11 protein-coding genes are annotated in these 14,799 nt (G+C 74.1%); all 11 read right to left on the bottom strand.

The window, feature by feature from the left end:
* Positions 1–24 precede the first annotated feature (24 nt).
* The gene (gene sepF / locus ABZ573_RS07990; protein ID WP_151455892.1) at positions 25–720 is read right to left on the bottom strand and encodes a cell division protein SepF; all 696 of its coding nucleotides are present in this window, start codon (positions 718–720) and stop codon (positions 25–27) included.
* 191 nt (positions 721–911) lie between these two features.
* Positions 912–1,658 (bottom strand): YggS family pyridoxal phosphate-dependent enzyme, encoded by a 747-nt coding sequence (locus ABZ573_RS07985; RefSeq protein WP_358116633.1) that lies wholly within the window; start codon positions 1,656–1,658, stop codon positions 912–914.
* Positions 1,659–1,667: 9 nt separating this feature from the next.
* The gene (ftsZ, locus tag ABZ573_RS07980) at positions 1,668–2,783 is read right to left on the bottom strand and encodes a cell division protein FtsZ (RefSeq protein WP_132236307.1); all 1,116 of its coding nucleotides are present in this window, start codon (positions 2,781–2,783) and stop codon (positions 1,668–1,670) included.
* Positions 2,784–3,029: 246 nt separating this feature from the next.
* Positions 3,030–3,845 (bottom strand): FtsQ-type POTRA domain-containing protein, encoded by an 816-nt coding sequence (locus ABZ573_RS07975; RefSeq protein WP_358116630.1) that lies wholly within the window; start codon positions 3,843–3,845, stop codon positions 3,030–3,032.
* Positions 3,842–5,395, bottom strand: a complete 1,554-nt coding sequence (murC, locus tag ABZ573_RS07970; RefSeq protein ID WP_151455889.1) for a UDP-N-acetylmuramate--L-alanine ligase — start codon at positions 5,393–5,395, stop codon at positions 3,842–3,844. Before murC ends, ABZ573_RS07975 begins: the two co-directional genes overlap by 4 nt.
* 199 nt (positions 5,396–5,594) lie before the next feature.
* The gene (murG, locus tag ABZ573_RS07965; protein ID WP_151455888.1) at positions 5,595–6,701 is read right to left on the bottom strand and encodes an undecaprenyldiphospho-muramoylpentapeptide beta-N-acetylglucosaminyltransferase; all 1,107 of its coding nucleotides are present in this window, start codon (positions 6,699–6,701) and stop codon (positions 5,595–5,597) included.
* The gene (locus ABZ573_RS07960) at positions 6,701–8,113 is read right to left on the bottom strand and encodes a putative peptidoglycan glycosyltransferase FtsW (protein WP_151455898.1); all 1,413 of its coding nucleotides are present in this window, start codon (positions 8,111–8,113) and stop codon (positions 6,701–6,703) included. The genes murG and ABZ573_RS07960 overlap by 1 nt, the downstream gene beginning before the upstream one ends.
* Before the next feature lie 307 nt (positions 8,114–8,420).
* Positions 8,421–9,548 carry a phospho-N-acetylmuramoyl-pentapeptide-transferase gene (mraY, locus tag ABZ573_RS07955; protein WP_151457328.1) on the bottom strand — a complete coding sequence of 376 codons (1,128 nt, stop codon included), beginning with the start codon at positions 9,546–9,548 and terminating at the stop codon, positions 8,421–8,423.
* Positions 9,545–10,969: a UDP-N-acetylmuramoyl-tripeptide--D-alanyl-D-alanine ligase gene (gene murF / locus ABZ573_RS07950; protein WP_151457327.1), complete on the bottom strand. Its 1,425-nt coding sequence runs from the start codon at positions 10,967–10,969 to the stop codon at positions 9,545–9,547. Before murF ends, mraY begins: the two co-directional genes overlap by 4 nt.
* The gene (locus tag ABZ573_RS07945; RefSeq protein ID WP_358116626.1) at positions 10,966–12,528 is read right to left on the bottom strand and encodes a UDP-N-acetylmuramoyl-L-alanyl-D-glutamate--2,6-diaminopimelate ligase; all 1,563 of its coding nucleotides are present in this window, start codon (positions 12,526–12,528) and stop codon (positions 10,966–10,968) included. The genes murF and ABZ573_RS07945 overlap by 4 nt, the downstream gene beginning before the upstream one ends.
* A gap of 52 nt (positions 12,529–12,580) precedes the next feature.
* Complete coding sequence (locus ABZ573_RS07940) at positions 12,581–14,794, bottom strand: penicillin-binding protein 2 (protein ID WP_358116623.1); 2,214 nt, start codon at positions 14,792–14,794, stop codon at positions 12,581–12,583.
* Between the last annotated feature and the right edge of the window lie 5 nt (positions 14,795–14,799).

The raw sequence follows: 14,799 nt of genomic DNA, 5'->3' as shown, positions 1-14,799 counted from the left end.
CGACGTCCCTCGGGTCGGGCGGGGCTAGCTCAGGCTGAAGAAGCCGCCCTCGGCGATCTTGGCCTTGTCCTCCGCAGTGACCTGGACATTGGCCGGTGAGAGCAGGAACACCCGATTGGTCACGCGCTCGATCGTACCCCGCAGCCCGAACGCGAGGCCGGCGGCGAAGTCCACAAGTCGGCGCGCGTCGGCCTCGTCCATCTCGGTGAGGTTGATGATCACCGGAACGTTGTCGCGGAAGTGCTCACCGATGGTGCGCGCCTCCCGGTACGTGGTGGGGTGCAGCGTGGTGATCTGGTAGCGCTGCTCCTCCTCGGCGACCACCGCACGCTCCCGGGGCTGCGCCTGTGGCGCCAGAGCCAGGTTGTCGCGGGTGTGGTAGGTCAGCGCGCCCGACGTGTCGCCGGCCGACGGCCGGGTGATGGAGCGGACGCTGGACCGCTCGGCCCGCTCCGCCCGGTCGGTGTCGCCCCGCTCGGCGTCGGCCGCCCGACCGGCGGCGCGCTCAGAGAGCCGGCCACGGTCGCTCAGCCGGGACCGGGGCGCCGGCGGCTCCTCGGAGTCGTCCTCGTCGTCGTCGGCGAACTCCTCCGAGTACCGGCTCTGCCGGTAACGCGAATCGCGGTAGCCCCCCTTGTCGTAGCCACCGTCGTCGTAGGCCCGCTCGTCGTCCTCTTCGACCAGACCGAGCCAGACCCCCGCCTTGCGCAGTGCACCCATCCCGCGCCCTTCCCGTCCGCCGTGCGGCACGCGCCCCCGTACCGTGTCGCTTGTCGCGAGTGGACCACTTCTGCCCACCGGGGCGGATCGGCAATCCCCTGGCACGCGATTCGCGTCGCGTGCCACGACCCCCGACAACGGGATGCCGCTCCCCCAAACAACACAGATGTAATTTGCTTCCCGCGGTCAGGCTACCGCAGCGTGGGACGCATTCCGAGCAACGCGCTGCCGACGCGGACATGTGTCGCGCCGTACCGGATCGCGATTTCCAGGTCGCCGCTCATCCCGGCGGAGAGCGCGGCGGCTCCCGGGTGGACCGTCCGGAACCCGGCGGCCACCTCGGCCAGCCGGGCGAACGCCCGCTCCGGCTCCCAGCCCAGCGGCGCCACCGCCATCAGGCCGGCCAGTCGCAGCGCCTCCGCGCCGGCCACCACCTCGGCCACCGCGCCGAGCCCGGCGCCCGGGTCGGCCGAGCCGGGCAGCGCCCCGCCGCGGGCCGCGTCGCCGTCGATGCTCACCTGGACCAGCACGTCCAGCGGCCGGTCCCGCGCCGTCGCCGACGCCGCGTCCAGCGCCCGCGCCAGCCGGACACTGTCGACCGAGTGCACGACGTCGGCGTAGCGGACCACCGACCGGGCCTTGTTGCGCTGCAACTGCCCGATGAAGTGCCACCGGGGCGTCACCCCCGCCGCGGCCACCTCGGCCGACTTGGCGGACGCCTCCTGGTCGCGGTTCTCCCCCATGTCGACGACGCCGAGCCCGGCCAGGGCCACCACGTCCCCGGCCGGGTAGGTCTTGGTCACCGCGATCATGGTGACCTCGGAGTCGTCCCGACCCGCGGCGGCACAGGCCTCCGCGATCCGGGACCGTACGCGGCCCAGGCCGGCCGCGATCTCGGCGCGCCGGTCCGGGCGCACCGTGGCTGGGCTGTCGGTCATCGGCGGTACTCAGGAACCGTTCTTGAGGAAGTCGGGCACGTCGACGTCGTCGAAGAGCACCCGGCGGGGCGACTGCTGCGGGGCCGGCATGGTGGCCGGCGGCGCGACCGGGGCGCTCGGCTGGGCCGGCTGGTTCTGGTTGCTCTTGCGGGGCGGCTCGGCCGCCTTGTACGCCGGCGTGCCGCCGTCGAAGCCCGCCGCGATGACGGTGACCCGCACCTCGTCGCCGAGGGCGTCGTCGATGACGGCGCCGAAGATGATGTTGGCGTCGGGGTGGGCCGCGTCGGTGACGAGCTGGGCCGCGTCGTTGATCTCGAACAGGCCCAGGTCCGACCCACCGGCGATGGAGAGCAGCACGCCGCGCGCGCCGTCCATGCTCTGCTCCAGCAGCGGGCTGGAGATGGCCGCCTCGGCCGCCTCGACGGCACGGTTCTCGCCCCGCGCGCTGCCGATGCCCATGAGGGCGCTGCCCGCGCCGCTCATGACGCTCTTCACGTCGGCGAAGTCCAGGTTGATCAGACCCGGCGTGGTGATCAGGTCGGTGATGCCCTGGACACCGGAGAGCAGCACCTGGTCGGCGGTGCGGAACGCGTCCATCATGCTGATGTTGCGGTCGCCGAGCGCCAGCAGCCGGTCGTTGGGGATGACGATCAGCGTGTCGCACTGGTTGCGCAGTTCGTCTATTCCGGACTCCGCCTGCACCTGGCGACGCTTGCCCTCGAACGAGAACGGCCGGGTGACCACGCCGATGGTCAGCGCGCCGAGCTTGCGGGCGATGTTCGCCACCACGGGCGCGCCGCCGGTGCCGGTGCCGCCGCCCTCGCCGCAGGTCACGAAGACCATGTCGGCGCCCTTGAGCACCTCCTCGATCTCGTCGCGGTGGTCCTCGGCGGCGTTCTTGCCGACGTCGGGGTTGGCGCCGGCGCCGAGCCCGCGGGTCAGCTCACGGCCGACGTCGAGCTTCACGTCGGCGTCGCTCATGAGCAGCGCCTGCGCGTCGGTGTTGATCGCGATGAACTCGACGCCCTTGAGCCCAACCTCGATCATCCGGTTGACGGCGTTGACGCCGCCGCCACCGATGCCGACGACCTTGATGACCGCCAGGTAGTTGTGCGGAGGTGTCATCTCCGGTCCTTTCCCTTCGAGATTGGCATGGGCCGACCGGGTAGGGCCTGGCCAGACCAGCGGCCGACGACAGCTGTCACCAGCGAGGATCAGGGTTGAACCCTCACCCTCTACTAGAGGCTTACTGTTATGTCAACCACTGATCCCCTTCGGGGCAACGTAAGCGCCCTCACGCGATGAGCCAAGGACCCGCTCGGCGTGTCGCCGCCGGAGCGGGGCGGGTCACGTCGCCGGTTGAGCGGCCGGTCACCGCAGGGTAACCACGTCGGGCGCGCTGACGTCGATGGTGTCGGCCTTCCGGTCGAGCAGGGCGCCGGCCACCCGGGCCTTGTCCGCGCCCCGGGTCGCGTCCCCCCAGACCACCACCCGGTCGCCGCGCAGCCGCAGCGTGATCCGGGCCAGGCCCTCGACGGTCACGTCCACCAGCTCGGCGCGCAGCTGCGGGGTGAGCGCGCCGAGCACCTCCAGCGCCGCCCGGGTCGACCCGTCGTCCGGGCCCGGCTCGGCGAGCCGGACCACCGGCAGGCCGTCCGGCGGCCGCGGCACGCTCCGGAAGACCACGCCCGCGCGGTCGATCACCACGAACTGCTCCCCGCGCGGCACCGCCGCCACGCCGGTGCGCTCCGCCACCCGGACGACCAGCGTGTCCGGCCAGTCCCGGGTCACCACCGCCCGCTGGACCGCCGGCAGCTCGCCGACCCGCCGCGCGGTGGCGGCCAGGTCCACCCTGGCCAGCGGGGCGTCGTCGGGCACCGCGGCCGCATCGCGGACCTGCACCGTCGTGACCAGCTCGGCGCCCTCGACGCGGACCTCGCGCACCCCGAACAGGCCGGTGCCGAGCAGGGTCCAGGCGACCAGCCCGGCCACCGCGAGCACGCCCGCGGCGACCGCCCACGGCAGGGCCGCGCGCATCCGACGCTGCCGGGCCCGGGCCATGAACCGGCGGGTCGAGGCGGGGACCGCGTCGCTGCCGGCCCGGACCAGCTGCCACCGCCGCTGCGGCCCGCGCCGTCCGCCGCCGTCCGCGCCGGTGGTGCGCCCCCGCGCCGGACCGGGACTCATCCGGCCGCGGGCGCCGCGCCGTCCGCGACCGCGCCGCCGGCACCGCCGACGCCGGGGACGGTGCCGCCGATGGTCGTCGTCCCGCCGGCGTCGCCGCCGGGCGTCGTGCCCGCTGGCGCCGCCGGATCGGTGGTACGCGCCGAGAGCACGGCCAGCAGCTGGTCCCCCATCAGCGAGATCGGCGGGGCGCCCATGGTCACCACCACGTCGCCGGGGCGGGCCCGCCGGGCCACCTCAACCGGCGCGGCCTCCCACGAGTCCACGAAGACCTTCCGCTCCGCCGGCAACGCCACCGCCTCGATCAGCGCCGCCGATCCCTCCCCCGGCTCGCGCAGCTCGCCCGGGCCGAAGACCTCCAGCAGCACCAGCTCGTCGGCGATGGCCAGCGACTCGGCGATCTCCGCCTGGAGGTCGCGGGTGCGGTAGAGCCGGTAGGGCTGGAAGACCACGATCAGCCGGCCGTCGCCGGCCACCTCGCGCAGCGTCTGCAACGCCAGCGTCATCGAGGTCGGGTGGTAGGCGTACTCGTCGTAGACCAGCACGTCGTCCGCGACGCCCTTGCGCTCGAAGCGCCGCCGCACGCCGGGGAACGCCGCGAGCGCGCCCTCCGCCGCCTCCAGCGGCAGCCCCAGCAGGTACGCGGTCAGCACGGCCGAGGCGCTGTTGAGCCCCATGTGCCGCCCGGGCACCGGCAGCCGGAACTCGCCGAGCGACCGCCCGTCGATGCTCGCCAGGTAGCGCACGCCCCGGGCCGACGAGGCGATGTCGGTCAGCCGCAGGTCGGCGTCGGCCGCCTCGCCGTAGGTGTGCACCCGGCGGCCCTCCGCGCGCAGCGTCTCGGCCAGCCGCCGCCCGCCCGGGTCGTCGGCGCAGGTGATGATGAAGCCGTCCGGGTCGGTGAGCCGGGCGAACTCGGCGAAGGCCGCCTCCAGCGTGGCGAGGTCGCCGTAGGTGTTCAGGTGGTCGGCCTCGACGTTGGTGATGATCGACACGTACGGGCGGTAGATGAGGAAGGAGCGGTCGCTCTCGTCCGCCTCGACCACGAAGTGTTCGCCCGTGCCGTGGTGGGCGCCCGAGCCGACCTCGGAGATCTCCCCGCCGATCACGAAGGACGGGTCCTGCCCGGCCTGCTGGAGCACCATGGTGACCATCGAGGTGGTGGTGGTCTTGCCGTGGGTGCCCGCGACCGCCACCGTCCGGCGGCCTGTCATCGCGGCGGCCAGCGCCTCGGAGCGGTGCAGCACGCGCAGGCCGCGCCGGCGTGCCTCCACCATCTCCAGGTGGTCCTGGGGGATCGCCGAGGAGTAGACGACCGTGTCGACGCCGTCGAGGTTGGACGCCTCGTGGCTCATGTGGATCGTGCCGCCGAGGGCGCGCATGCCGGCCAGCGAGGGCCACTCCCGCAGCTCGCTGCCGGAGACCCGGATGCCCCGGGTCAGGAAGAGCCGGGCCAGCCCGCTCATGCCGACCCCGCCCACCCCGATCAGGTGGATCGTGCCCAGGTCCTCGGCGGTGAGCGTGCCGGCCGGGGTGAACTGTGCGGTGTTCATGCCGAGTACCTTCCCGTCGCGGTGCGCCCAGTCACGGGGCCACCGTCGTTCGCGACTGCGGGGCTCGCAAGCTCACTCCTCGCGCTCACGGGCGCCTGCCTTTCGTTCGCGACTGCGGGGCTCGCAAGCTCACTCCTCGCGCTCACGGGTGCCTGCCTTTCGTTCCCGACTGCGGGGCTCGCAAGCTCACTCCTCGCGCTCACGGGGCCACCGCCTCCAGGACGAAGTTGAGCAGTGCCTCGTCGCCGTCGCGGCGGCCGTACGCGGCGGCGGCGGAGCCCATCGCGTGCAGCCGGTGCGGGTCGCGGATCAGCGGGATGATCGTCCGCTCGACCCAGTCCGGCGTCAGCTCGGCGTCGTCGACGAGCAGCCCGCCGCCGGCCTCCACCACGGGCAGCGCGTTGCGCTTCTGCTCCTGGTTGCTGTGCGGGTACGGCACGTAGATGGTGGGCAGCCCGATGGCCGCCACCTCCGCGCAGGTCATCGCCCCGCCCCGGCCGAGCATCAGGTCCGCCGCGGCGTAGCCGGCCTCCATCTCGGACAGGTACGGCAGCGTCACGTACGGCACCGGCAGGTCGGTGGGGACCGGCACCGGCTCGTTGCGGGCGCCGATCACGTGCAGCACCTGCACCCCGTGGCGGGCGAGTTCCTTCGCCGCGCCGGCGACCGCGAGGTTGATCGAGCGGGCGCCCTGCGAGCCACCGGCGACGAAGAGAACCGGCAGGTCGGGGCGGAGTCCGAAGTGGGCCCTGGCGGCGTTGCGCATGGCGAAGCGGTCCAGCCCGGCGATGCCCCGGCGCAGCGGCACGCCGACGACCCGGGCGTCGCGCAGGGCCTCGGCCTGGGCGGGCTGGTGCGGGAAGCCGGCCGCCACGTGGCGGGTGAACCTCATCCCCAGCCGGTTCGCCACCCCCGGCGGCACGTTGACCTCGTGGATCACGATCGGCAGCTCGCGTCGCCAGGCGGCGAGGTAGGCCGGCACGGAGACGTACCCGCCGAAGCCGACCACCACGTCGGCGCGCACCTCGTCGATGACCTTGCCCGCGGCGCGGGCCGCGGTCCACATCCGGCCGGGGGTCTTGACCAGGTTCATGTTCACCGACCGGGGCAGCTGGTAGGCCGGGATCTGCCGCAGGTCGTAGCCCTGCGGCGGGATCAGCTCGTTCTCCAGGCCCTTCGGTGTCCCCAGGCAGGTGATCCGGACGCCGGGGTCGTGTCGGCGCAGGCAGTCGGCGAAGGCGAGCAGCGGGTAGATGTGCCCCCCGGTGCCACCTCCCGCGAGCACCACCGAACGCAGCGGACCCATCAACGTCTCCTCTCGTCCGCCGACCCGCGGCGGGTCCGGGCCAGCCGGACACCGCGCGGTGCGGCCACATCGTCCGGCCGCCGCTCCCGCGACCGGGGCACGGACCCTCGGGCAGCCGGGGGCGCCGCCGGACGGCGGCGCCGCCCGGGAAGCGGCGGCAACGGGGCCCAGAGTAGTCGGACCCATCGGGCCGGCGGACGGGCATGCAGTGCTCTGGCGGCGTCGGGTTCGGCGCGGGCGAAGGAGGCGAGCATCCCGATGGCGGCGAGGGTGACGACCAGGGCGCTGCCGCCGTCGGAGATGAAAGGCAGCGGCACACCGGTCAGCGGCAGCAGGCCGACCACCCCGCCGATGTTGATCACCGCCTGGCCGACCAGCCAGGTGGTCGCCGCCGCGGCGGCGAGCCGGCGGAACGGGTCGTCGACCCGGCGGGCGATCCGCAGCCCGGTGTACGCCAGCACGGCGAAGAGCGCCACCACCACGACGCACCCGACGACGCCCAGTTCCTCGGCGACCACAGCGAAGATGAAGTCGTTCTCCGCCGCCGGCAGCCACTGCCACTTGGCGATGCTCTTGCCGAGGCCGACGCCGAACCACCCGCCGTTCTCGATCGCGTACCGGGCCTGGGCGATCTGGTAGCAGTCCTCCAGCTTGCACAGGTCCGGCGGGGGCGGGTTGATGAAGGCGGTCAACCGGGCCAGCCGGTAGTTCTTCTCGCCCGTCTCGCCGGAGCCGGCGCCGAGCGAGGCCACCGCGACCAGCACGCCGATGCCGAGCAGGCCCACCGCGGAGAGCGCGGCGAAGACCCGCATCCGCACCCCGGCCGCCCAGAGCAGCCCCACCACCAGGGCCAGCAGGCAGAGCATGGTGCCCAGGTCGTTGTAGCCGACGAGGACGAAGAGCAGGCCCACCACCGGGAAGAGTGGGGTGGCCAGCTCGCGCCACCAGCCCAGCGCGGCGCCCTTGCGGGCGATCACGTGGGCCCCCCAGAGCACCAGGGCGAACTTCGCGAACTCGGAGGGCTGCACCTGGATGCCGCCGACGAAGAGCCAGAGCAGCCGGGCCTCGAGCGGGCCGATCCGGGCGGAGTCCTGGTTCGTCAGCCGGGCGTACGCGAGCAGCAGGTTGAGCAGCAGCAGCAGGCCGATGGCGGTGAACAGCAGCGGCCGGCCCAGCGTCCGGTAGGTCGTCGCCGGCAGCCGCTGGCACGCCCAGAACGCGACGATGCCGATCACCGCGAAGATCGCCTGCTTGACCAGGGACGTCGAGGCGTTGCCGTTCTCCGCGTAGTCCCGGACGCTGGTGGCGGAGAAGACCATGGTCAGGCCGATCAGCAGCAGCAGGCCGGCGCTGGACAGCAGCAGGTAGTAGGAGGCCAACGGCCGGTCCAGCAGCCCGCGCAGCGCGGCCAGCCCGCCCACCGGGTCCAGCCCGCGCAGCACCTGGGGATCGGGATCGTCCGGCCCCCGCGTCGCGGCGGGCGCGTCGCGCGTACGCCTGCCTCCCGCCGACCGCCCGGACGTCCCCTCCGCCGTGACCTCTGTGCCTCGTCCCTCCCCCACCCGACCATCATGGCGGTTCCGCGGGGCCGCCACCGGCGCAACCGCCCGGTCGGCGTGTCGGGCTTGCGCCGCGGCGCGAACGCCGTCGCGGCGATGGACACGCCGCGGGGCCCGGGCGACGCGCGCCCGGGCCCCGCGGCGGGAGTTGCCGGCCGGCTCAGGTCATGTTGGCGAGGAACTCGCTGTAGAACAGGCCCAGCGCGATGGCCACGCCGATGCCGGCGATGATCCAGAACCGGACCACGATGTTGACCTCGCTCCACCCCGCGAGCTCGAAGTGGTGCTGCAACGGCGACATCCGGAACACCCGCTTGCCGGTGGTACGGAAGGAGATGATCTGGATCACCACGGACATCGTGATGATCACGAAGAGGCCACCGATGATCGGCAGCAGCAGGATCGTCCGGGTGGACATCGCCATGCCGGCGATCAGGCCGCCCAGGCCCAGCGCGCCCGTGTCGCCCATGAAGATCCGCGCTGGCGAGGTGTTCCACCACAGGAAGCCCACGCAGGCCCCGGCCGCCGCGCCGGCGATCAGCGCGATCTCCAGCGGGTCCCGGACGGCGTAGCAGTAGTCCTGGGTGTAGTTCGGGTCGGCGCACCAGTGCCGGTACTGCCAGAAGGCGATCAGCGCGTACGCGGCGAGGACCATCACCGAGGCGCCGGTGGCCAAGCCGTCGAGGCCGTCGGTGAGGTTGACGCCGTTGGTCGTGGCCATCACCACGAAGATGAAGAGAACCACCGCGCCGATCTTGGTGATGTCGAGCGCCGGGATGTCCCGGATGAAGCTGAGCGTCGTGCTGCCCACGGTCTCGGTGTTGGTCACCGCGCCCGAGGCGTCGGTCATGGTGCTCGGGAAGTAGAGCGCCACGACGCCGAAGACCGCGCCGACCAGGATCTGCCCGAGTAGCTTGCCGCGCTTGTTGAGCCCGCCGCTGTGCCGCTTGCGCACCTTGAGGAAGTCGTCGATGAAGCCGACCGCGCCGGAGAAGACCATCAGCCCCAGCAGCACCAGCGCGGTGATGGTCGGCTCGACCTGGGCGATCTGCGCGTCCGGCAGGGTCGTCAGCGCCAGGTGGCCGGCCACGTACGCGATGACCGTGGCCAGGATGAACACCACGCCGCCCATCGTCGGCGTGCCCTTCTTGCCCTCGTTGCTGGCGAGCCCGAGGTTCGATCGGATCGGCTGGCCGGCCTTCAGCCGGGCGAACACCTTGATCGCGAGCGGGGTGGCGAGCAGCGAGACCAGGAAGGCCACCCCGATGGCGACGATGACCGCCCTCATGCGGCGCCGCCCCCCGTCCCCGTCGGGTTGGTCCCGTCGCCGGCGGCGTCCGCGCGCAGCGCGTCGGCCACCTCCCACGTCCGGTACCGGGAGCCCTTCACCAGGACGACGTCGCCCGGCCGTAACTCGCTCCGCAGCACCTCGACGGCCGCCGCCTGATCGGTGAGCAGCACCGACTCTCCTCCCCAGTCACCTACCGATGTCGCGCCTTCGTGGATCGGCGCGGCCGGCTCGCCCACCACGAGCAGCCGGTCGACGCCCAGTTCGGCCGCGAGCCGGCCGACCTCGGCGTGCCCGTCGCGTTCGAAGGGACCCAGCTCGGCCATGTAGCCCAGCACCGCGACGGTGCGCCGCTCCCGCCCGATGCCGGTCAGCGCGCGCAGCGCGACCGCCATCGAGGCGGGATTGGCGTTGTACGAGTCGTCGATCACGGTCACCCCGTCGGCGCGTTCGAAGACGTCCATCCGACGGGTGGAGACCAGCCCCATGGCGCCCAGCGCGGTGGCCAGCTCGGCCAGCGGCATGCCCAGCTCGCGGGCCACCGCGGCGGCGGCGAGCGAGTTGGACACCTGGTGCCGGCCGGTCAGCCCGAGCCGCACCGGCGCGGTCCCCTCCGGGGTGACCAGGGTGTACGCGGGCCGCCCCCGGTCGTCCAGCGTCACGTCCTCGGCCCGCACGTCGGCGTGCGCCGCCTCGCCGTAGCGGACGACCCGGGCGACCGTACGCGAGGCCATCGCGTCGACCAGCGGGTCGTCGGCGTTCAGCACGGCCAGGCCGTCGGCGGGCAACGCCTCGACCAGCTCACCCTTCGCCAGCGCGATCGTCTCCACCGAGCCGAACTCGCCGATGTGCGCCACCCCGACGTTGAGCACCACGGAGATCCGGGGCGGCACCACGTCGCAGAGGTAGCGCACGTGCCCCACCCCCCGGGCGCCCTTCTCCATCACCAGGTAGCGGGTCTCGGGCCCGGCCTGCAACGCCGTGTACGGGTGCCCCAGCTCGTTGTTGAACGACCCGGGCGGGGCGACGGTCGGGCCGAGCCGCGCGGTGAGCTGCGCGATCAGGTCCTTGGTGGTGGTCTTGCCCGACGAGCCGGTCAACCCGACGACGGTGAGCCCGGGCAGCCGGTCGACCACCGCACGGGCCAGCCGGCCCAGCGCGGCCAGCGCGTCGTCGACCAGCACCATCGGCACGCCGGGCACCTCCCGGGTGCCGAGTACGGCCACCGCGCCGGCCGCCACCGCGGCGGCGGCGTAGTCGTGCCCGTCCACCTTCTCGCCCGGAAAGGCGACGAAGAGCGTGCCCGGGCGCACCTTGCGCGAGTCGAACTCGACCGGGCCGGTGACCCGGGCCTGCGGGTCGGCGCCGGCCAGCCGCCCGTCGACCGCCGAGGCGACCTCGGCCAGGCTGAGCGGGATCACCGCTGACCCGCCGGGTCGGCGAAGCGGGCGCGCAACGCGTCGGCCAGCTCGGTGCGGTCGTCGAACGGGTGCACCTCGCCACCGATCTCCTGCCCGCGCTCGTGGCCCTTGCCGAGCACCGCGACCACGTCGCCCGGCTCGGCCAGCCGGACCGCCGCGTCGATCGCCGTCCGGCGGTCGGCCACCTCCTCGACGCGCGCCGTCGTGCCGGTGCGCCGGGCGCCGGCGAGCACCTCGGCCCGGATCGCCGCCGGATTCTCGGTGCGCGGGTTGTCGTCGGTCACCAGCACCACGTCGGCTCCCTCCGCCGCGGCGGCGCCCATCACCGGCCGCTTGCCCCGGTCCCGGTCCCCGCCGGCACCGATCACGCAGATCAGCCGGCCCGCGCTGAGCTCCCGCAGCGCCGCCAGCGCGGCGACGATCGCGTCCGCCTTGTGCGCGTAGTCGACCACGCCCCGCACCGGGCCGGGGGCGTTCACCAGCTCCAGCCGGCCGGGGACCCCGCCGCACGCGGCGACCCCGGCGGCGGCGGTCTCCGGGTCCACCCCGGCGGCGACCAGCACGGCGATGGCCAGCAGCGCGTTGGCCACGTTGTGCCGGCCCGGCAGCGCCACGCCGGCCGCCACGGTCAGCCCGTCCGGGCCGTGCGCGGTGAACCGCTGCGCGTAGCCCTCGCCGCCGACCTCGTCGGCCCACCAGGTGGCGCTCGGGTCGCCGGCCGCCGAGTAGGTGACCGTCGCCGGGCGGTACAGCGACTTCAGCGCCGGGTCGTCGTGGTTGAGCACCTCCACCGCGCAGCGCCCGTCGAACAGCTGCGCCTTCGCGGCGAAGTAGTCCGCCGTGTCGGCGTGGAAGTCCAGGTGGTCGGAGCCGAAGTTGGTGTAGCCGCCGACGGTGAACCGGACCCCGCCGACGCGGCCCATCGCCAGGGCGTGGCTGGAGACCTCCATGACCACGGCGGTGACGCCGCGCTCGCGGGCGGCGGCCAGCATCGCGTGCAGGTCGGTGGCCTCGGGCGTGGTGCGCACGCTGTCGATCGCCAGGTCGCCGAGGCGGGTCTCGACGGTGCCGATGAGGCCGGTGGTGTGGCCGGCGGCGCGCAGGCCGGACTCGACCAGGTAGGCCGTCGAGGTCTTGCCGGCCGTTCCGGTCACCCCGATCACCGTCAGTCCCTCGGTCGGGTCGCCGTAGACGGCTGCGGCGAGGGTGCCCAGCGCGGCGCGCGGGTCGGACACCACCAGCGCCGGCAGGCCCGCCTCGGCCGCCGCGTCGGCGCCCGCCGGGTCGGTCAGCACGGCCACCGCGCCGGCGGCCGCCGCACCGGCGGCGAACTCCGCCCCGTGCCGGCGGGCGCCCGGCAGGGCCGCGTACAGGTCGCCGGGGCGGACCTCCTGGCTGGCGTGGGTCACCCCGGTCACCACCAGCTCGGCGGCGCCCTCCGGGGGCTCGACGGCGAGCCGGGCGGCGAGGTCGCCGAGCCGGACACCGATCACGGTACGGGGACGAGGATTGCCGGGCACGGCGTCAGACCCTACCCGGTCGTCCGGTTCCGGCCGCACTGCCGCCCCGGTGGTTCGTCCGCACTCACCGATGATGTCGCGGCGTGGCCGCTCAACGCGGATAGACCGTGAACTTCGGGGCCTTCTCCCCACTCGGCGGCACCCCATAGTGACGCAGCGTGAACTGCATCATGTCCCGGAACGCGGGGGCCGCGATGTCCCCGCCCCCGCCGGAGGGGGTGTGCGCGAAGACCGCGATCACGTAGCGCGGCTTCTCGGCCGGGGCCATCCCGATGAACGAGGCCACCTCGCCGAGCTGCTTGCGCCCGTCGACCAGCCGCCAGCCGGTGCCGGTCTTGCCGGCGACCCGCCACTCGGGGATCGCCGCGGCCCTGCCGGTCCCGTCCTCGACCGTGGTGACCGCCTCCAGGATCGTCCGCAGCGCGGCGGCGTTCTCCGGGCTGAGCACCGACCGGGTGACCGGAGGGTCGGTCGGCGTACGCTTCCCGTCCGGCCCGATCACCTCCTTGACCAGGCGCGGCTGCACGTACGTGCCGTTGTTGGCGATCGTCGCGTAGACGGCGGCCATCTGCAGCGGCGTGGCGTCCACGCTGTGCCCGATCGGCACCGACCCGTGCGACGACCCGCTCCACTCGTCGAGCGGCAGCAGCCGCCCGCTGGCCTCGCCGGGCATGCCCACCCGCGTCGGCTCCCCGAGGCCGAAGCGCTTCTGGTAGTCGATGAGCCGCTCCGGGCCGAGCTTGTCGGCGATCTGGATGGTGCCGACGTTGGACGAGTACGCCATCATGCCGGGCAGGCTCATGCGCTGTCCGTGCGCCTTGTGCGTGTCGAAGAACGGGGTGTCGCCCTTCGTGATGCTGTTGGCGATCGGCAGCGTGGTGTCGGGGGTGATCACCCGCTCCTGGAGCGCGGCGCCGAAGGTGATCGCCTTGTGCACCGAGCCGGGGTCGACCACGAAGCTGGTGGCGGCGTCCTCCCGGTCCTTCGGGTCGCTCGGCGTGGGCTTCGCCGCGTTGTAGGTGGGGTGGCTGGCCTGGGCCAGCACCTCGCCGGAGGGGATCTCGATCACCACGGCGGCGCCGGTGCTGCCCTTGCTCTGCGCCATGTGCCGGCTCAGCATCCGCTGCACCATGAACTGCAGGTCGCGGTCGACGGTGAGCTGGAGCGAGCTGCCCGGCTTGGCCTTCGTCGTCTCGCTGTAGCCGCCGGGGATCGGGGCGGCGAGGTCGCCGAGGCCGACCTCGTAGACCCGCTTGCCGTCCTTGCCGCGCAGCACGTCGTCGTAGCGGGCCTCCAGCCCCTCCAGCCCGACCATGTCCTGGCTGGTGAAGCCGAGCAGGTTGGCCGCGAGGTCGCCGCCGGGCACCTCGCGCCGCTCGTCGCGGTGGGTGTAGATGCCGGGCAGCTCCAGCCCCGTGATCTTCCGGGCCCGGTCGATGTCCACCCCACGGGCCAGGTACTCGAACTGCGAGTCGACGCCGTTGACCCGCTTGCGGGGCTTCATCTTCTCGGCCAGCTCCGAGGCCGGCATGCCGAGCAGCGGGGACAGCGCCCTGGCGGTGGCCTGCTGGTCCTTGACCTGGGTGGGGTCGGCGTAGACGTAGCGCGCCTCGACGCTGTGCGCCAGCGGGGCGCCGGACCGGTCGTAGATGGCGCCGCGCGCCGCCGGCAGCGTGACGGTGCGCAGCCGGTCGGCGAGACCACCGCCGGCGTACGCCGGAGTCTCCACGGCCTGGAGGACCACCAGCCGGATGCCGATGACGGCGAAGAGCGTCAGGGTGAGCACGGTGCCGAGCCGCAGCCGGCGACGGGGATCGGCCAGCCGGGGCGGCTTCGGCGGCTTACGCGACGGCCGCCGGGCGGCCGGACGGTCCGGCCGGCGGGCGGGGCGCGGGGCGGCGCGGCGGCGCGGCGCCGCCGGCTCGTCGTCGTGGCGCGGGGTGCGGGGCGTGACGGTGCGGACGACGCCGGAGCGGCCCGCCGCCTCCCGCCGGCCGGCGCGGCCGGCACCGGCGCGCCCGCCGTCGAGGACCTGGAGGGCGGGGCGGAACGGGTCGCCGGAGCGCGTGCTGCGTGGCGTCCGGCGCTGCTCGGCGGGGCCGGCGTCGGCGTCCCGCTCGGCGCGACCGCCGGCGCGCTGCTCGCGCACGGTGCGCCCGCGCGGGGTGTACGCCCGGGCGTCGGAGATGCCACCGACCCCCGGCTCACCGGAGCGCGGCTCGCCGCCCCGGCCCCCGCCGTTGCGCGACGAACCGCGCCGGGAGCCTGTGGCGTCCCGGCGCGGTTCCTCCGATCTCGGCGGCACGGTCG

The organism is Micromonospora sp. NPDC007220 (assembly GCF_040634035.1).
Taxonomy (GTDB): Bacteria; Actinomycetota; Actinomycetes; order Mycobacteriales; family Micromonosporaceae; genus Micromonospora; species Micromonospora reichwaldensis.
Note: the sequence above shows the minus strand (reverse complement) of the source record. Positions and strands in the feature narration are given on the sequence as shown.